The following is a 17468-nucleotide window of genomic DNA, read 5'->3' as shown; positions in this document are numbered from 1 at the left end:
GTAAAACGGCTTATACGCGTGTCTAGCGTCTTCTCATAAGTTCTTACGTGTTGTTGGTCTTCAGTTCTGCCGCAAGCGCCTTTGCTACCCGCAGCGCCTAAGCTCCATGGGGTAGTGGCGGTCATTGTTGAGTTCCTGATACTCAGTGCTGATGATGAACTCTGCTGGTAGTGAGCAAGAGCCACTATGCTGAGCTTTTGTCTATATTGAGAAAGTACCTGGAAAATTACCCAAGACATTTCTTGAAAACAGCGGCGGATGCTCGCTGCTGGTATTTGCTGCAAAGGAGGACACTATGCTGCTCGAAGGAGCATGCCATTGCCAGGCCGTGAAGTTCAGCGTGACGTCACACCATCCCTACCCATTTAATCTCTGTTACTGCTCTGTGTGTCGAAAAACGGCGGGCGGGGGTGGTTACGTGATCAACCTCAGTGGAAAAAGCAAAACTCTCGATGTTAAGGGTGGTGAGAACGTTTCGATCTATCGAGCGGTTATCAATGGAGAGAAAAGCACTGGGGAGCGACATTTCTGCAAGCATTGTGCGACAGCGCTATGGGTTTATGATCCTGACTGGCCTGAGCTTGTGCACCCCTTTGCCTCGGCAATCGATACGGATTTGCCGATACCGCCTGAGCGGACGCACATGATGTTGGGAAGCCGGGCCGACTGGGTCGAGGTAAACGCACAGCCAAAAGATAAATGCTTCGACGAGTACCCAGATGAAAGCCTTGCCGAGTGGCATCAACGGCTAGGGTTGGAGCGCTAGCGCTGTTGCCGACCTAGGGTAAAGCTTCCCTGCGGTTTTATAATATCCCTGTATGCTGAATAAGGACCATGACGCCAATGCCGATCAGCACGATTCCGCCAATCAGCTCGGCCCAGTGGCCGACGAACTGTCCGAATTTATGGCCAAGCAGCGTGCCGATGGAAGTCATTACGGTGGTCGCCAAGCCAATGGCCAGGCTGGTGGCGATGATATCGGCGTCGATAAAGGCAAGGCTTGCGCCTACGGCCATGGCATCAAGGCTGGTGGCAATGGCGGTGAGCACGAGCAGCCAAAGAGTTTGCTTGCGGTGTTCTATCTTGTCTTCTTTTTTTAGCGCGGCGTACATCATGTGCAGACCGATGGCGGATAACAGCGTAAACGCAACCCAATGATCCCAGGCCTGAACGAATCGCTGTGAGGCGACGCCTGCCACCCAGCCCAGCAGTGGTGTAATGGCTTCGATAATGCCGAATACCAGGCCAATACCAAGCGCATGGTGAAACCGCGGCCTTTTTAATTCGGCGCCTTTGCTGATAGAAGCTGCAAATGCGTCGGCCGACATGGAAACGGCGAGAAACAGCAGCGTAACGGGTGTCATGATCGGTGAATTCTCTTGCTGAATATTACCGCCTGTAAGGGCCGAACGGCATGGCGAAGTCCTTATACCTGAGCGAAGCAGTCGGGTATGCAGATGCGATAAATCCTAGCATGATTGCTTGACGATAGAAGCTAAGTAGCTAAAAAATAAACTTTATCTCCGCCAAGTAATATAGCCCTGGCTAACTGTCTCAGCATTGGGTGAATTACTTACAAGAGACGCTAAGCTATGCATCTAGCATGCACTAAACGATACGCTGCGAATCAGTGCCGTGACTTGCATGCCCTGCTTTAAACCCATTTCATCCCAGGATTTACGCGTTAGCCGTGCCCGCAAGGTGAAGGTACCAATCGCCAGACGTATTTCGACGGTGTAAGGTGTTTCTGGAAGGATCGTGTTATCGACGATGGTTGCGCTGAGCTGGTTGCGGTAGCTGGTACCGGAAATCGGCACCAGTGACAGGGCGATATCGCGCGCCAGAATGCGTACACGTAAGCGGCGTCCCAACGCTGCCGAGATCCCGGGCAGCACCAGTTGATGCCCGTCATCCAATGCCAGATGGGTCAGGTCGTATGTTGCATCGTGGGCGATGACAGTGCCTTCCAGAAGCGAGGCGGCGTCGAAGCCCCCCAGTTCATGGGTAAGGTCAAAGCGCTGAAGCAACGCATCGAGCTTGTTGCTGGCACGAACTTGGCCGGCTTTCATGACCACCAGATGATCGGCGATGCTCGTGATCTCCTTGGCATCGTGGCTGACATAAACGATGGGAATATCCACCTGCTGGGTGAGCCGGGTGATATAGCGCAACAGCTCATTCTTGCGGGCGTCATCGAGCCCGGTTAACGGCTCATCCATGAGTAACAGCTGTGGCTCGCTCAAAAGGGCACGGCCTATCGCCACGCGCCGGGCCTCGCCGCCTGAGAGCGTGCCGGGCATGCGTTCCAACAACCTTTCGATGCCCAATAGTTCGACGATTTCAGCGAAGCGTTGGGGAGCCGGGCTGCGCATACCGTAAGCCAGGTTGCCGCGTACCAGGTAATGCGGAAACAGACGCGCCTCTTGAAAGACCACGCCGATACGTCGGCGGTGAGGAGGAATGAAGATGCCCTGCTGGGTATTCAGCAGCGTCTGCTCGCCCAGCGTGATCGTGCCCCGTATTGGCCGTTCAAGCCCGGCGATCAGTCTGAGCAGGCTGGTTTTACCGCTGCCCGAGGGGCCGAAAATACCGCTGACGCCTATGGCGGGTAGGTCGAGCGCCGCCAAAAGCTGAAAGGCGCCCAATTGTTGTTCGACCTGCAGCGTGAGCCGCGAAGCGGCTGGGGATTGGCGATTGGTTACATTAGCCATCACGTTCCTGTAGGCGTTGTCGAGTACGGCGGGCCAACCATTCGGAGGCAATCAGTGATGCCAGGGCGATTGCAATGGCAATCACGCATAAGCGTGCGGCGGCGGCCTCCTGGCCCGGCGACTGGATCAGAGTATAAAGCGCCAACGGTAGCGTACGGGTTTCACCGGGGATGTTGGAGGCAAACGTAATCGTTGCGCCAAACTCGGAAAGCGCTCGGGCGAAAGCCAGTACCGTACCGGTCAGCAGGCCGGGGATCGCCAGCGGCAGGGTAATGGTGGTAAACACTCGCCACCGGTTGGCGCCCAGAGTACTGGCGGCCGCTTCAAGCTTAGGGTCAACCGCTTCAAGGGATAGTCTGAGGGCACGCACCAGCAGCGGAAATGCCATTACGCCGCTGGCCACGGCAGCACCTTGCCAGGTAAACGGTAGCGATACACCCAGAGTGCTGTATAGCCATTGGCCAATAACGCCTTGCCTACCCAGCGCCACCAGCAGTAAGTAGCCAACCACCACGGGCGGAAGCACCAGCGGCAAATGAATCAGACCATCCAGTAGCGCCTTGCCACGAAATTCATACCGAGCGAGTAGCCAGGCAACGCCAATACCCAAGGGTAGAATCCAGGCAACGGCGGCCAGCCCGATCAATAGGCTTAGGCGAATGGCTTCCCACTCGGCAGGCGATAGGGTCACTGTTGGCTCATACCTGTATCAAACCCGTACTTGGCAAAGATGCCTAGCGCTTCTTCACTTTCAAGCCACTCGCGTAAGGCAACCGCTGCATCGTTCTGCTTGGCGTCGATTAGCGCTAACGGGTAGGTAATCGGCTCGTGGGTCTCAGATGGAAAAAGCCCCAGTATGCGAACGCGCTCGCTGGCCAGCGCATCGGTTTGGTAGACAACGCCTACCGGCGTTTCCAGACGTTCAACGAGGGTGAGCGCCGCGCGCACATCGTTACCGCGAGCAAGCCTTGGGAATAACTCATTCCATTCGTCCAAGGCTTCAAGCGCCTGCTGGGTATACATGCCGGCGGGTACGTGGTCGGGGTCTCCCACCGAGAGCCGGTCGCGGTCCTCCAAAAGAGTTGCGATAGAAGCGCCTTCACCGGGCGTGAACTGCTCCGGCAGGTCAGGGCTTGATGAAATTAGCGCTAGGCGGTTGTGGAGTAAATCACTACGTTGCTGAACGTTGATACCCTGCGTTTCCAGCCAGTCCATCCACTCGACGTTCGCTGAAAGAAACAGCGCTGCCGGGCTGCCGTTGGCGATCTGGCGGGCAAGTGTCGAGGAAGAGGCGTAAATAGGCGTTATGACCACATCGTGCTGGGCTTCATAGGTAGCAATGGCTTCATTGAGCGCATCGGTAAGCGAGGCCGCTGCGGCTACTTGAACGTTCACCGCCGCCGTCGCTGACGAGAAGATAGTCAGCATGACTGTAACGGCAAAAGCGAAACTCCACCCGGCAAAAGGGGGGCCTTTTTTTGCGCTGGTCCCGGCTTTGGTCATCCTGTTACTTCCGTTGTGAACATTAGAGAGTAGCGAACGATAGTTAAAAGTCTTTTGCCGTTCAACTCAACCGCTTTGTCATAAGCTCGCTTGGTGCGTTTTCGTTGGTATCAGGGGATTAATAGCCAGAACTACAGCTCCCTTTTGCGTTCCAAGCGCCAGCAATGCATAAATGCTTCAATATTTATTGGCCAGATAAGCCTCTCAAGGAGAAAAGCAAAAATGAATAAACATATCGTCAAAATAGGGATTATAACTTTGTTGGCCGGTATGGTACTGCCTTCAGTGGCAAGTGCCGATGAGGCTTTATGCCAACACAAGGCAGCAGAGATTCAACAGCAGTTGGAGCATGCTAGGGCGCAGAACAATCTGCACCGCATAGAGGGCCTTGAGCGCGCCTTGAAAGCTATCGAAGACGACTGCACCAATGTAGGCGTTCTGAACGAGGCAACGGATGAAGTAAAGGCCAGTTTGCAAGAGGTTCAGGAGCGCCAGGCGGAGTTTGAAGAGGCGTTAAGCGAAGGCGATGAAGACGATATACGCAAACGCCGCATCAAGCTTGAAGAAGCAACCTTAGAGCTTGAAGAGCACACCCAGCAATTAAACGCGTTACATGGCCAGCTCATCCAATGAAAGGCTGTCACTCAAGATTAGCCGTCAGGCTATAAAGCGGTAAGTTCAGAGTGACAATGCTCAGCGCCGGGATTGCTTGTACAGCCACCAGCTATCTATTCCAAAGGAGTAGGCAAGCGAGATGAGCGCGCTGAGCGCGAGCAGGCTGGCAAACAGCGGGTGTGTAAGAGGCGTCAACGCCAGCAGTAGTGCGGAAACCTGCCAAACACATACCAGCTTACGCCGAAAGCTTGCAAACAACGGCGCTGCCAGCCAAACAAAGTGCCAGCTAGCCGCTATAAAAAGATAGCGCATCACACCAATCAACAGCACCCAAGGCCCCAGAGACTTCTCCTGAATCAATCCGATACACAACAGCAGTATCAGCAGGGCGTCCAGTTCCATATCAAAACGAGCGCCAAAGGGGGTAGAGCTTTGCGTTCGCCGGGCTATCCAGCCATCCACGCCATCAAGCAATAGCGCAGTGGTGGCGACTATCAGCCATAGCCAAATGGCCTCGGTGAACGTGTCATTGGCTAACGCACCTGCGACCAAGGCAATAAGCACGCCACGAAATAGCGTAACTCGATTTGCCCAACCAAGCGCGCCATGAGACCAGAAAACCAGTACACATAGGCTTATTAGCGCATAGGTTGCGTAAGCCACCCCCCAATTAGCGCCCGCAGCCATCAGTGAAGGTAGTAAGCAGCCAAGCATCAGTAGCACCAAACTGGCTATGCCCAGTTCGCAGGCACTGTGAAGCCGGTTGGGCAACCAGGGCGTAGTAGAAGGCCCGAGGTGTCGGCTCATAATGTCTCGCTAAGCGGTCGCGCTGCCCGCCGTTAGTTATGTAATGCAAATATCTCAACGTGTACCATTCTTGTACATGGCGTGCGAATCGTCCATTTTATTACCATAGCCTATTGATGTCGTTGAGAAGTAATTAAAACAAGTTTCACCGTTCTTAATTTAGTTTTGCCACGTGCATTCATCGACCAGTGCTTTTTCTGCGCTACGCTATAAGAAACGCCATAAAAAGTTCATAAGCAGGTGCTGTGGGACGACCAGCTTTTGGCACTCAGCCATTGGACGAAAACGCTAATAATAGGGAAATGTCATGTCGGCGATCGTTACCGCCACTGCTTTTTGGGTCACTCGCCCGGGGATTGGTGAGCTCAAGCATGAAGCGCTCACCGCAATCGGTGAAGAGGATGTTTTGGTACATGCCCTGTACAGCGGGGTGAGCCGGGGCACTGAGTCGCTGGTATTCAACGCCCGCGTACCGGAAAGCGAATTTGACCGCATGCAGGCGCCGTTTCAGTCCGGGCAGTTTCCAGCCCCGGTCAAGTACGGCTATTGCAGTGTTGGTCGGGTCAAGCAGGGGCCTGCGCACCTGCTGGGTAAAACTGTCTTTTGCCTCTTTCCTCATCAGAACCGTTACGTCGTGCCTGCTGCCATGGTGCTGCCTGTGCCGGATGATGTGCCTGCTGAGCGGGCCGTGTTGGCCGCTAACATGGAAACGGCTATTAATGGCGTGTGGGATGCCGAGCCCATGCTGGGTGAGCGGATCACCATCATTGGCGCTGGCGTAGTAGGGTGTCTGGTGGCTTATCTGTGTTCACGGATTGCCGGCGTGAAAGTCACGCTGGTGGATATCAACCCAGCGCGTCAGGTGATCGCCGAGCGTCTGGGGCTTACCTTCTGCACGCCTGATCAAGCGCTTGATGATCAGGACTGCGTTATTCATGCAAGCGGCCACCCCGAGGGCTTGCGCCAAGCGCTAGACCTAGTGGGAAACGAAGGCCGAATTATCGAGATGAGCTGGTTTGGCGAAGGTGAGATTCGTCTGCCATTGGGCGGTGCCTTTCATTCACAGCGCCTTAGCCTGCGGGCAAGCCAGGTAGGCCAGCTGCCCGCCAAGTTACGTCCCCGCTGGGACTACCAGCGCCGCTTGGCCCTTGCGCTCAGCCTGTTGGCCGATAGCCAGCTGGATGCACTTATCAATAGCGAAAGCGATTTTGAAATGCTGCCGCAACTGGCGCCGCAGCTGTTTTCATCAGACAGCAATGTGCTTTGTCACCGTCTTCGTTACTCCTCTGCCAATTAATCAGTACCAGGAGCGTTTATGTACCGTCTATGTGTTCGTGACCACTTTATGATTGCGCATAGTTTCAAGGGGGAAATTTTCGGCCCCGCCCAGCGCACCCATGGGGCTACCTATGTGGTCGATGTCATTTTTCAGCGCCCTGAACTTGATGAAGATGGCTTGGTGATCGATATAGGTTTGGCCAGCGAAACGTTAAAGGAAGTGCTTTCGCATCTGAACTACCGCAACCTGGATGGCGAAGAAGCCTTTGCGGGCAAGAACACGTCTACCGAGTTTATGGCCAGCGTTATTTTCAGCCGGCTGGCCGACGCTATTGGAAAGGGCGCCATGGGTAAGACGGCCCAAGGAATCACCCGCATGGAAGTCAAACTGCACGAATCCCATATCGCGTGGGCAAGCTATGAAGGCGACCTATGAATGAGCCGCTAACCCTGATTATTGCTGGCGAGCTGACCCAGCGCACCGGCGGATATATTTACGATGCACGCATGGTAGAGGCGTTGCGCCGGCAGGGGCACACTGTTGAGGTTGTCAGCCTGGCAGGGTGCTTTCCTGCCGCAGATGCCGAGGCCGCCGAACAGCTGGCAGCGGCGTTAGGTGCACTGCCGGAGGCTGCCCAGGTCATTATTGATGGCCTGGCCATGGGCGCTCTGCCAGAGGTGATTGCCCAGCACGCCAAGCGCTTGATGATTACTGCGCTGGTCCACCATCCCCTGGGCGATGAGCAGGGGCTGAGTGAGGCGGAGCAGCAGCATTTTTATCAAAGTGAGCTTGCCGCACTCGCGGCGGTTTCGCGCATTATTGTCACCAGCCAGTTTACCGAGCGTCGGCTACAGGCTCTGGCAGACCAATACGCCATGCCATTAAAAGCCCGGGTCAGCGTGGTTGAGCCGGGCGTGGAGATCGCCCCGCCAAGTGCCGCCCCCGTACTGGGCGAGCCGATTCGCCTGTTGTGCGTGGCATCCCTGGTGCCCCGCAAGGGACAGGATCTATTGGTACGCGCATTGGCAGGTGTTCTTTCTGACAACTGGCACTGCGACTGCTATGGCGGCCCGCGGGATGCAGCGTTCGCTGACCGGGTACAGCAACTGATTAATACCAACCGACTTGAGGCCAGTATCCAGCTACACGGCGAGTGTGACGAGGCCACGCTGGCTCAGGCTTATCAAAACGCACACGCGCTGGTGCTACCTTCCTGGTATGAAGGATATGGCATGGTGGTTACCGAGGCCTTGGCGCGAGGCTTGCCGGTGATTACAACCACTGGCGGTGCCCTTGATGAAACCCTACCGGAAGGTGCGGGTTTGAAAGTAACCCCTGGCGACGTGGCGGCGCTGGAGCAGGCCTTGAACCGTTTTTGCAGTGACGCCGATCTTCGAGCTGAACTGCGTGCTGGCGCCATGGCCACGCGTGAGATGCTGAGTGATTGGCAAGAGACGGGCACCTCCTTTATCCAGGCGCTTACCCAGCCGCTTGGAGAGACGCCTGACTACCATGCAGGCAGTCAATTCGCTACCGACTGGCTGACGCTGCGTGAAGACGCGGACTTCACCTTCAGAAGCAAACAACTGCCGAGTAAAGCCGCTGACTGGTTAAAGTCACGTGCCCAAGCTTGGCATATGGTGGATCTAGGGGCTGGCCGAGGCAGCAATATGCGCTTTCTAGCGCCGTTTCTACCTGCTCCCCAATACTGGACGCTGGTTGATCATGATGCGGCCTTGTTGGAAGAAGCCAAGGCGAGTGCCAGCACGCTGCGCGATAAAAACGCCATTACGGTGGAAACGCTCTGTACGTCGCTGGATTCGCTGGATCAGGCTCCTTTGCAAACCGCCCAACTTATGACCGCGTCAGCACTGTTGGATCTGGTATCGCAGCACTGGATCGACATGCTGGTGGCACACTGCGTAAAGCATGAACAGGCACTTTTAATGGCGCTCAGCGTCACTGGCGAGTGGGGTTTTACCGATGCCCAGGGAGAGTTAGTGAGTGATGACGAAGATCACTGGTTGCTAGCCCTGTTAATTGCCCACCAGCGGCGCGACAAGGGCTTGGGCGATGCATTGGGTGGCCAGGCCCATCAAGCGCTGGTCGATGCGCTGGAACAGGCGGATTATCAGGTTGAACAAGCCAGCACGCCGTGGCAATTGGCGGCGGAAAACCCTGCCCATCAACCGTTGATGAGGGGGCTTATCGAGGGGTGGGCTGAGGCCGCAACAGAGCAAGCGCCTGAAGCTGCCACGCGTATTGGTGAATGGCGCGATCAGCGCATGCGCTCGGTGGCCCGCGGGGAGGCCGGTATCTGGGTCGGGCATTGCGATCTGCTGGCGCTGCCTCAACGCGATACGCCGTTAGCGGACACGCCTGCAGGTAGGGCATAACCCCATGGCCATAAAATCGGCACTGCGCTCTCCCTGGATAAAACGCGCCCTAATCAGCGCGGGGTTGCTGGGTGCCGTTGCGCTATTTGTAGAGCCGCGTGAGGTTGTTGCCCAGGTTGAGCGGCTATCGGCCGGGTGGGTGGCACTGGGTCTGATTGTCAGTGTATTTCAAATCATGCTGAGCGCCTGGCGCTGGCAGTTTACAGCTGGGCGAGTGGGCACGCCGCTACGCTTTAACTATGCATGGCGAGAGTACTATCTTGCGCTACTGGTCAACCAGCTGTTGCCGGGCGGTATCCTGGGCGATGCCGGGCGCGCCCACCGCCATGCCCGACAGGCTGGTTCACGGGGTAGCGCCTGGCGGGCGGTGATTATTGAGCGCACATCCGGGCAAGTGGCGATTGTATTGCTGACCCTGGTAGCGCTTTTGCTCTCACCCCTTTGGCACGCCGTACTTGGCTGGCAGATAAGCTTGATGTTGGTGGGTGGGCTGGGCCTTCTAGCCGTTGCGCTCTGGCAGGGACTTTCACGCTTACCTTCTCGCAAGCTGCCTGCCTGGTGGCACGCCATGGCGGTGGATATTAAGCGGGCAATTTTTAGTCCTGGCGTATGGCATTTGCAGTTGGGGTCTTCCCTAGCCATTGTAATGAGCTACGGTCTGGTCATGGTATGTGCCGCGCGGGCTATCGGCGTGGAAATAGCTGCCTTGCAGTTGCTGGCGCTGACGCCTGTGCTGCTATTAGCCATGCTGGTACCCCTTTCAGTGGCCGGTTGGGGGCTGCGTGAAGGGGCTGCCGCGGGCACATGGGTACTGGTCGGGCTGCCCACGGCTCAGGGCGTAGCGATCTCCCTGGCGTATGGTGTTCTGGTATTGCTTTCAAGCCTGCCGGGGATCTGGGTGGCTCTGGAGCGGCGCCACCGTGCTCCGCCCTCAGGTGAAAGGGGCGGCGCGCAGCAGCACGTCGAACAGCGTGTCATCACCACATCGGAATCGGCGCATGGTCGGGCGCAGCGCACTTTCAAGCGTTTCGATGGGTGTCATTTGCAGGCCGGGCCTGCCCGAACCAATCAACAGTGGGGCAACCATCAGATGCAGGCGGTCTATAGCGCCCGCTTCAATGAATTGCGACACTGTCACGCCGCCCCCTTCCACCAGGATGCGCTGCAAACCGTGCTGGTTAAGCAGGGCAATCACATCACTTGGGACGAATTGCCCTTTGGCATTGAGAGGCAGCACACAGCGTTTCACCGAGGCGCTAGTCGGCGAAGCCTCTGTCTCTGGCCCCACTATGTGCAAGGTGGGCGCCAAATCGGTATGAAACAGTTTGATGCTCTCAGGCACACGGCCACGTGGGTCCAGCACCACCCGTGTCGGGTGAGGGCCGGTGACATGGCGCACCGTCAGCTGCGGGTCATCGGCACTGGCCGTTCCTGCTCCGACGACTACCGCATCCGCCAGGGCACGAAGCCGGTGCAGGTGCACCAAGCTCTCATGGCCATTGATATAGTGCGAGTGGCCGCTTTCTGTGGCGATACGCCCATCCAGACTCTGCCCGAGCTGGGCAATTACCCAGGCCGAGTGACTGGCCAGCGGCGTCAGGCACGCCAGCAGTTCAGCCGCCTCAGGCATCAAGGCATCGTTATCAATGGTGCTGGCGGGCTTGCCATGGCGGATGGCTTGAAGCCACTGCCATGCGGATTCTATATCCGGCAATGCTTCTTGATCAGTACAACCATTATGACAAGGGAGGGTGGACATAACGTCTCCGTGTTGAGAAAGCCGTTTTATCTTGCGGGGCAGTATGGTCCAGCGCAAGCGTACTCTATCTGCTGCACCGGGCAATTAGGAGGCCTACATGTATCACATTGAACGCGCTATTTTCGATATTCGCCGAGGGTTGCCGGTGGTGCTTAAAACGGGTGAACAGCGTCTACTGGTACAGGCATTGGAAGGCAGTAACTCGGTGGATACGCTGGCCAAACTTGCGGGCACGCGCCCTTCGCTGGTGTTAACCCGTCATCGTCTGGAAGCTATGGGCATGTCGCTCACTGCCGAAGCGGCCTGCTTGCCGTTGGTTGAAAGCATCAGTGAAAGCGATTTACAGGCACTGGCGGTCATGCAGGCCACCCACCGGCCATCGCATTCGCTGTTAAGCGGCCTAAAACCTGCAGGCCCTGGCGAGCGGGGAGCTGTTACCTTGATGCGCCGTGCACTACTGATTCCCGCTGCGTTATGCGCCGAAGTTAGTGAGCAGGCAGAGGAGGCGGTGGCTCAGGATGTAGCGAAAGGCAAGCTGCTGGAAATTGAAGCAAAGGAAGCGGAAAAATGCTTGGCAGGTGCGCCGGGAATGCTCAAGCGCGTTAGTGAAGCGCGCATTCCGCTTGAAGACGCCGCTGAAAGCCGCTTTGTGCTCTTTCGTGAGCCGGATGGTCTTCGCGAGCATGTGGCGGTGGTGATCGGCCAACCTGAAAACATACAAGGAGCGGTACCTCTGCGCATGCACTCGGCCTGCCTGACCGGTGACCTGTTTGGCAGCCTGCGCTGCGACTGCGGAGAGCAACTGCGCAACGCTGTGGCGGATATTAAAGCTATGGGCGGTGGCGTTCTGCTGTATCTGGCCCAGGAGGGGCGCGGTATTGGCCTGGCCAACAAGCTACGTGCTTATACGCTGCAGGATGGCGGACTGGACACGGTGGACGCCGACCAAGTGTTGGGCTTTGGTGATGACGAGCGCCAGTACGCCGTTGCGGTCGATATGCTTAATGCGTTGGGCATTTCTCAGGTACAGCTGCTGACCAATAACCCGCTGAAAATCGCCGCTCTGCGTGAAGGCGGGATTGAAGTGGTATCACGTCAGGCGCTTTATGGAAGTGTCACCGACCAGAATCACCGCTATCTGAGCGCCAAGGCCACCCGGGCTGGCCACCTTTTCGGCGACGTTCTGGAAAGCCGCGGCCTCTAGCGGGTTAGGCGCTCTCGAACACTGTGCTGATGATAGCAATGGTCAAGAGAGTACTGGCAGCTTGGCGGTTTCGGTAACAACGGTTGTCAGCTGGGTAGCGTAATGCTGCACCAGACGTTTGCCGAGGGCGGGGGTTGCCTGGCGGGCGTCGCCAGCTACCCCGTGCCGGCTCAGATCCTCAGCTAGCCAGGCAAAGGCGGCAGCTCCTTCAGGTCCAACCAGCTGATTTTCGCTCAACGTGCCCAGCGGGGCGCTTTGGTAGCTTTCCAGATTTACTGCGGCAGGGGCCAAGTACTGCACCATGGCCGTTTCGAGCAGCCCGCCGTGTAGGCCATAACGCAGCTCGTCAGCCGCAATAGCGTCTTCCAAAGCCGGCAGCCGCGTATAGGTGGCTTTGACTACCCGCATATCAAAACGTTGGCGTAGCGTAAGGGCAGCCAGATCCATGATGGCCTTATTGCCTCCATGGCTGTTGATCAGCACCAGCCGTTTGATGCCTGCCCGAGCTACGCTTTCGCCATAGGCTTCAAGCGTACTGATGGCCAGCGGTGCGGGCAGGCTAAGCGTGCCTGGAAAATTGGTGTGTTCGGCGCTGGCACCTACCGCAATTGTGGGCAGGAAAATAACGTCCAACGCCGGGTCAAGCTGCTCACGCATGGCAGCTGCCAGCCCTTCGCCAATGATCAGATCGGTACCCAACGGCAGGTGCGTGCCATGTTGCTCGATGGCGCCCAGTACCAGTATGGCTACCGGGTCGCGCTCTGCAATAGTGCAAAGCATGGGAACCGTCAGCGTTTGCCAATTGTAAATCATAGATTGTCAGCTCTTGGGGATGAAGGACGTCTGGTTTTTAATAAGAGCGGCCCAGCGCTGGGTGATCGGCACGGCAGGCGTACAAATCGCCCGACGCCAGGCCATCGGCCTGGGTGGAAAACCAGTCAATAATGGTTTCTGGCGTTTGCCAGGTGGGCCAGTGAAAGCGACGCTGTTCACCTGCGATGGCGTTAAAGCGGTAGCTGCCCAGCATCTCTAATCGGACAACACAGGCGCGGCCAACGTCAAGCGCACCTGCCACAAATTCAACCGAAAGCGCCGCCACTGGTTGGTTCAGGCCTGCCAGCACATCAGCTTCAAACCCTTCAACGTCAACCTTGATAAAGCTGGGCTCACCATACTGCTCGATCAGTTGATCGAGCGTGGTAACAGGCACACACAGTTGCTGCTCCCAGCGCACTTGGCGAAAGCTTTCGTTACGCGTGCCAATCTGCTCCCGCCAGTTAAGCGCCAGGGTGGAAAGCGTCGGGTGGCGGGAGCTGATGGCAATGTCAGCAAAGCCGGGCTCCGGCCCTGCGGCCAACGGTAACAGCGTCACCGTTGGGTGCCTGACGATACGCTGAAACCATTTAGCGAGTTCGGGCTGGGGCTCCAGGGCGATAACGTGAGCGCCAAGGGCATGAAATGCTGCGCTGCGATCTCCCAAATGGGCGCCAATATCAAACGCAATATCGCCCGGCTGGATAAAAAGCTGATAGAGGCGCTGCAGGCTTTTCTGCCTGCCAGGGCGCCAGTACACCAGCATTGAACGGGCCAGCCCACCAGTGCGGCCCAGCCAGTGCAATAAATGGTGAAGTATCAATGAGGCTCCTTTAACGAAGATGCCGTTGGCGCCTGCGTTTGTCTGGAAAACTGTTTAAGCGATTGGCTGGGCATATCCCCAGCCAGCTCGCTCGGCAGCGCATTAAGTGTAAAGGATCCTTCCTCTAAAGCGCCCAGGCATGAGATATCGCGCTCCATCAGGGAGGCAAAGTCATTTAACAGGGCAGGGCTCAAGCTGTCGCTCGGCGTTTGCAGTAACCCGAAACGACGATTGATAACGCCGCCCCAGGTGCTGCTGCTTGAATATTTGATAATGGGAACCGCTGCTACAAGGCCCAGCCAGGCAGGGGTCAACCAGCCAAAGGCTGAGGTTGAAAACAGCACCATAGCGCCTGCCCAGGCAATGCCGCAGAGGGTCATCCAGCCGGCATGCTGCCATACTTCCTTCCAGGGTAATGAGCGCTCGCCCCGAGGCTGGGTTTGCCATTCAACGGAGCGACCCAACAACACGTTGATGATAAACAGGCTATGCCAAGCCATCATCAGCGGCGCAATCAGCGCTGCAAACAGGATTTCCAGCACTGCGCTGGCAAACAGCTTAAACCGGCCACCAAAAGCATGAGGGGACTGCCCAAAGGCCAACAGCAGGCCAAGGAATTTTGGCGCCAGAAGCATACCTAGCGTAATAACCAGTAGCCCGACCGGTAATGACGTCGAAAACGTTTGAGTCGGTGATTCATCAATTGCATGGTAGCCCACGAGAATGCTGGAGCACACCAGCAGCCCAAGCCAGACCAGCGATGACAAGTAGGCAAATGCGCCGAATAAAAAGTGCAGACGACTCAAGGGGTGCAGGCCTGCGCCTGTCAGTAGGCGCAAATGCTGCAGATTGCCTTGTAACCAACGGCGGTCACGTTTGGCAAAGTCGAGCATGTTGCTTGGCATGGCTTCAAAACTGTTGTGCGCTGCACTGGCATAGGGATTGCGGAGTGAAACCGACGTGGTGGCCGTGGTATCCAGCAGCACCTGCCAACCGCTGCGTTTTAGCAGCGCGGCCTCGACAAAGTCATGGCTAAGAATTTCCCCGCCCATGGGCGGTTTGCCGGATAACGTGGGTAAGCCTGCGCTAGCCATAAAGGCTCGGGTTCGGATAATCGCGTTATGCCCCCAGTAATTAGCCGCATCGCCCTGCCAAAAGCTTTGCCCAGCGGCCAGCATGGGGCTATAAAGCGCCGAGGCAAACTGTGTGAAAAGACCAAACAGGGTACGCTGGCCTACCGGGATAGGGACGGTTTGTATCAAGCCGACCTCCGGCTGTTGCTGCATGCGATGCACCAGATTCAACAGTGTTGCACCGCTCATCAGGCTATCGGCATCAAGCACCACCATGTGATCATAATTCTGACCCCAACGGCAGCAGAAATCCGCAATATTGCCCGCCTTGCGGCCCAGATTGTTCTCGCGGCGGCGGTAGTGAACCGCAAGCTGCCCGGCGAGGCGTTGCTGTAGGGCGGCCACGTGGGCGGCTTCTACCTTGGCCTTTTCGGGGTCTTGTGTATCGCTCAGGATAAATACTTCGAAGTGCTCACTTAGCGACGTCTCAAGGCGTTGGTGAACGGCTTCAGCCTGTTCCAGAAGCGAACGACAGGTGGCTTCAAGGCCTGCGATGGTGGGAATGGGCGGTTCGGCATAGATCGGCATGATCAGGGCCGTACGGCTAACCAGCAAATAATCGTCAGTCAGCAATGAAACTTGCTTGCGCAGACTTAATGGGTCAAGGCGCAGTGCACAAACGACAAAACCACAGATGGCACCCCAAAATGCTAAGGCGATCCAGGTAAATGTCAGTGCAAACAGCACCAGCATGATGATCTGCCAGCCGATTCCCAGGCCGGATATCACGTGGTACATCGCCACACAGCCCGCAATGCTGGAACTTATGACCAACACGGTCAGAAGTGCGCGACGCAATGTCAAGCCCGGAATGGAGGGTGATAATTCGTTAAACTTAGGCATCGGGGTACCATACGTAGTTCCAGGTTTCACTAACCGGTTGGTTGTCCAGCATTAAACGCAGGCGAATATCGCTCGGCTCACCTTTTGCGGGGATGCGAAAGCTGGCGCGCCAGGTGTTATCAGGAAGTGACATTACCTGAGGGATAAGTACCTCGCCCGTTTGGGCGCTGATATCCAGCGTCACCGACGCTTCAGGGTCAATACCCTCTAATACGCCGCCTTGGAAATCGACAATGAACTGACGCTGAGGGTTTTCCGGATTTGACTCGTCAGGCCCCCATAATCCACCGTGTCGGGTGCGTACTACGCGGCCCAGCGATTCCAGCTCAGATGCATCATTTAACGTGTAGGTATGGTAATGAACGTGACGTGACTCCCCTGCGTTAAACGGCTCATCCTCGACCCAGTAAGCCACGATGTTGTCGAAGGTTTCATCAGCCGTGGGGATCTCCACCAGTTCAACATGGCCCGCGCCCCAGGGCTTAATGGGCGCGACCCATTGGCTCGGCCGGCGATGGTACTGCGCTTCCATATCCAGGTAGCGGTCAAAGTCGCGCTCACGCTGCATTAAACCAAAGCCGCTGGGGTTATTATCGGAAAAGCTCGAAACGCGCACTTGCTCGGGGTTACTGAGCGGTCGCCAGATCCACTCATCGGCACCAGTGTGCATTAACAGCCCGTCGGAATCGTGTACTTGAGGCCGAAAGTCATCCTGGCGTGTCTGGCTTGCCTCGCCAAAGGCATACATGCTGGTCAACGGGGCGACACCCAGCTTGGCCACATCATCACGTGCGAAGAGCTGGGCTTCTACTTCAGCATCGGTCTGCTCGCCTGGGCGTAGCGTAAAGCGGTAGGCGCCGCTTAGCGATGGACTGTCCAATAAGGCGAGTAGAGTAATTTCATCGGCATCCTCGTCAGGCTTGTAGAGCCAGAACTCACGAAAGGCCGGAAATTCTTCACCCTCGGCCGAAGCCGTATTAATGGCAAGCCCGCGGGTTGATAACCCAAAAACCTGACCCTTGCCCACTAGGCGAAAATAGCTGGCACCGAGAAAAACCGCGAACTCGTCGGCATACTCATGGGTATTAAGGGGGTAATGAAGCCGAAACCCCGCATGACCGCTGCCTTTTAAATCATGCTCAAGGAGCGCTTCTGCATTGCCATCGTATTGAAAATCATCGACTGAAAAGGGCAGGGAGGAAACCTCGCCGTTATCAATGATATTGAGGGTCACGGGAGTTTGGAATAAGAAACCGCTATGAAAGAGCTGCAAATTGAACGGGCTTTCATCACGCCAGTAAGCCTGATCGGGGGCGAAGCGAATTTGTCGGTAAGTGTCATAACTGATGTCTTTCAACACCGGAGGAAGCGATTCTTCGGGCGCTTGGTAATCCTCCTTGGCGAGTGCCTGAGCGCGCTCAATGACCTTATTGAAAAGGGCATCATCCTGAGCGCTGGCGGGTAGCGCCATCAAACAACCGAGCAATAACATCCATTTTCCATTATTCGTGCAACACATAGGCGAGTTCCTTTCGAGTGCAGGCCTGACACAGTTAAGCAAAAGCCAATCCGGTCGTTTTTT

Annotated in this window: 16 protein-coding genes and 1 pseudogene; 7 read left to right on the top strand and 10 right to left on the bottom strand. The window is 56.5% G+C overall.

The features are described 5' to 3' along the window. Positions 1-295: 295 nt before the first annotated feature. On the top strand, positions 296-766 hold the full coding sequence (locus ELY38_RS00995) for a GFA family protein (RefSeq protein WP_127059663.1): 471 nt from the start codon (positions 296-298) through the stop codon (positions 764-766). A 37-nt stretch (positions 767-803) separates the two neighbouring features. On the opposite strand, the gene ELY38_RS00990 is transcribed toward ELY38_RS00995, so the two are convergent. From ELY38_RS00990 to modA, 4 genes are all read right to left on the bottom strand, one after another. Then, positions 804-1364, bottom strand: coding sequence for a manganese efflux pump MntP (locus tag ELY38_RS00990; RefSeq protein WP_127059662.1), 561 nt, complete (start codon positions 1362-1364; stop codon positions 804-806). A 234-nt stretch (positions 1365-1598) separates the two neighbouring features. After that, entirely contained in the window at positions 1599-2711 is a 1113-nt protein-coding gene (modC, locus tag ELY38_RS00985; RefSeq protein ID WP_127059661.1) for a molybdenum ABC transporter ATP-binding protein, read from the bottom strand. Further along, on the bottom strand, positions 2704-3402 hold the full coding sequence (gene modB, locus ELY38_RS00980) for a molybdate ABC transporter permease subunit (protein ID WP_127059660.1): 699 nt from the start codon (positions 3400-3402) through the stop codon (positions 2704-2706). Before modB ends, modC begins: the two co-directional genes overlap by 8 nt. Continuing rightward, the gene (modA, locus tag ELY38_RS00975) at positions 3399-4214 is read right to left on the bottom strand and encodes a molybdate ABC transporter substrate-binding protein (RefSeq protein ID WP_127059659.1); all 816 of its coding nucleotides are present in this window, start codon (positions 4212-4214) and stop codon (positions 3399-3401) included. Before modA ends, modB begins: the two co-directional genes overlap by 4 nt. Before the next feature lie 222 nt (positions 4215-4436). Here modA and ELY38_RS00970 point away from each other — a divergent pair, with 222 nt between their 5' ends. Continuing rightward, on the top strand, positions 4437-4847 hold the full coding sequence (locus ELY38_RS00970) for a DUF1090 domain-containing protein (protein ID WP_127059658.1): 411 nt from the start codon (positions 4437-4439) through the stop codon (positions 4845-4847). A gap of 60 nt (positions 4848-4907) precedes the next feature. Here the strand turns inward: ELY38_RS00970 and ELY38_RS00965 are convergent, their stop codons facing one another. Further along, entirely contained in the window at positions 4908-5636 is a 729-nt protein-coding gene (locus tag ELY38_RS00965; RefSeq protein ID WP_127059657.1) for a CDP-alcohol phosphatidyltransferase family protein, read from the bottom strand. Positions 5637-5943: 307 nt separating this feature from the next. On the opposite strand from ELY38_RS00965, the gene ELY38_RS00960 reads away from it, so the two are divergent. The 4 genes and pseudogenes from ELY38_RS00960 to ELY38_RS19270 all read left to right on the top strand — a co-directional run. Continuing rightward, complete coding sequence (locus ELY38_RS00960) at positions 5944-6933, top strand: zinc-dependent alcohol dehydrogenase (RefSeq protein ID WP_127059656.1); 990 nt, start codon at positions 5944-5946, stop codon at positions 6931-6933. An 18-nt stretch (positions 6934-6951) separates the two neighbouring features. Further along, complete coding sequence (locus ELY38_RS00955; protein ID WP_127059655.1) at positions 6952-7350, top strand: 6-pyruvoyl trahydropterin synthase family protein; 399 nt, start codon at positions 6952-6954, stop codon at positions 7348-7350. Then, entirely contained in the window at positions 7347-9311 is a 1965-nt protein-coding gene (locus ELY38_RS00950; protein ID WP_127059654.1) for a glycosyltransferase family 4 protein, read from the top strand. The genes ELY38_RS00955 and ELY38_RS00950 overlap by 4 nt, the downstream gene beginning before the upstream one ends. Positions 9312-9315: 4 nt before the next feature. Continuing rightward, positions 9316-10176, top strand: a pseudogene (locus ELY38_RS19270) (lysylphosphatidylglycerol synthase transmembrane domain-containing protein); the annotation flags it as partial. 66 nt (positions 10177-10242) lie between these two features. On the opposite strand, the gene ELY38_RS18990 reads toward ELY38_RS19270, so the two are convergent. Beyond that, positions 10243-10941 (bottom strand): RibD family protein, encoded by a 699-nt coding sequence (locus ELY38_RS18990; RefSeq protein ID WP_246009057.1) that lies wholly within the window; start codon positions 10939-10941, stop codon positions 10243-10245. A gap of 226 nt (positions 10942-11167) precedes the next feature. Here ELY38_RS18990 and ribA point away from each other — a divergent pair, with 226 nt between their 5' ends. Next, entirely contained in the window at positions 11168-12274 is a 1107-nt protein-coding gene (gene ribA, locus ELY38_RS00940) for a GTP cyclohydrolase II RibA (RefSeq protein WP_127059652.1), read from the top strand. Positions 12275-12316: 42 nt separating this feature from the next. Here ribA and ELY38_RS00935 read toward each other — a convergent pair whose 3' ends face one another. From ELY38_RS00935 to ELY38_RS00920, 4 genes are read right to left on the bottom strand one after another with little or no spacing between them, the layout of a single operon-like run. Beyond that, complete coding sequence (locus tag ELY38_RS00935) at positions 12317-13087, bottom strand: creatininase family protein (protein ID WP_127059651.1); 771 nt, start codon at positions 13085-13087, stop codon at positions 12317-12319. Positions 13088-13124: 37 nt separating this feature from the next. Continuing rightward, positions 13125-13910, bottom strand: a complete 786-nt coding sequence (locus ELY38_RS00930) for an FkbM family methyltransferase (RefSeq protein WP_340148025.1) — start codon at positions 13908-13910, stop codon at positions 13125-13127. After that, positions 13907-15886, bottom strand: coding sequence for a glucans biosynthesis glucosyltransferase MdoH (gene mdoH, locus ELY38_RS00925; RefSeq protein WP_127059650.1), 1980 nt, complete (start codon positions 15884-15886; stop codon positions 13907-13909). The genes ELY38_RS00930 and mdoH overlap by 4 nt, the downstream gene beginning before the upstream one ends. Next, entirely contained in the window at positions 15879-17378 is a 1500-nt protein-coding gene (locus tag ELY38_RS00920) for an OpgD/OpgG family glucan biosynthesis protein (protein ID WP_127059649.1), read from the bottom strand. Before ELY38_RS00920 ends, mdoH begins: the two co-directional genes overlap by 8 nt. Positions 17379-17468 lie beyond the last annotated feature (90 nt).

It is taken from the genome of Vreelandella nanhaiensis (assembly GCF_003990185.1).
GTDB lineage: Bacteria > Pseudomonadota > Gammaproteobacteria > Pseudomonadales > Halomonadaceae > Vreelandella > Vreelandella nanhaiensis.
Note: the sequence above shows the minus strand (reverse complement) of the source record. Positions and strands in the feature narration are given on the sequence as shown.

What these genes read in the sequence shown, in the direction of transcription:
- ELY38_RS00920 (WP_127059649.1), bottom strand. Translation starts at nt 17,378, where the DNA reads ATGTTATTGCTCGGTTGTTTGATGGCGCTACCCGCCAGCGCTCAGGAT.
- ELY38_RS00960 (WP_127059656.1), top strand. Translation starts at nt 5,944, where the DNA reads ATGTCGGCGATCGTTACCGCCACTGCTTTTTGGGTCACTCGCCCGGGG.
- ELY38_RS00965 (WP_127059657.1), bottom strand. Translation starts at nt 5,636, where the DNA reads ATGAGCCGACACCTCGGGCCTTCTACTACGCCCTGGTTGCCCAACCGG.
- ELY38_RS00970 (WP_127059658.1), top strand. Translation starts at nt 4,437, where the DNA reads ATGAATAAACATATCGTCAAAATAGGGATTATAACTTTGTTGGCCGGT.
- modA (WP_127059659.1), bottom strand. Translation starts at nt 4,214, where the DNA reads ATGACCAAAGCCGGGACCAGCGCAAAAAAAGGCCCCCCTTTTGCCGGG.
- ELY38_RS00955 (WP_127059655.1), top strand. Translation starts at nt 6,952, where the DNA reads ATGTACCGTCTATGTGTTCGTGACCACTTTATGATTGCGCATAGTTTC.
- ELY38_RS00950 (WP_127059654.1), top strand. Translation starts at nt 7,347, where the DNA reads ATGAATGAGCCGCTAACCCTGATTATTGCTGGCGAGCTGACCCAGCGC.
- mdoH (WP_127059650.1), bottom strand. Translation starts at nt 15,886, where the DNA reads ATGCCTAAGTTTAACGAATTATCACCCTCCATTCCGGGCTTGACATTG.
- ELY38_RS00995 (WP_127059663.1), top strand. Translation starts at nt 296, where the DNA reads ATGCTGCTCGAAGGAGCATGCCATTGCCAGGCCGTGAAGTTCAGCGTG.
- ELY38_RS00990 (WP_127059662.1), bottom strand. Translation starts at nt 1,364, where the DNA reads ATGACACCCGTTACGCTGCTGTTTCTCGCCGTTTCCATGTCGGCCGAC.
- ELY38_RS00935 (WP_127059651.1), bottom strand. Translation starts at nt 13,087, where the DNA reads ATGATTTACAATTGGCAAACGCTGACGGTTCCCATGCTTTGCACTATT.
- modC (WP_127059661.1), bottom strand. Translation starts at nt 2,711, where the DNA reads ATGGCTAATGTAACCAATCGCCAATCCCCAGCCGCTTCGCGGCTCACG.
- ELY38_RS18990 (WP_246009057.1), bottom strand. Translation starts at nt 10,941, where the DNA reads ATGCCTGAGGCGGCTGAACTGCTGGCGTGCCTGACGCCGCTGGCCAGT.
- ribA (WP_127059652.1), top strand. Translation starts at nt 11,168, where the DNA reads ATGTATCACATTGAACGCGCTATTTTCGATATTCGCCGAGGGTTGCCG.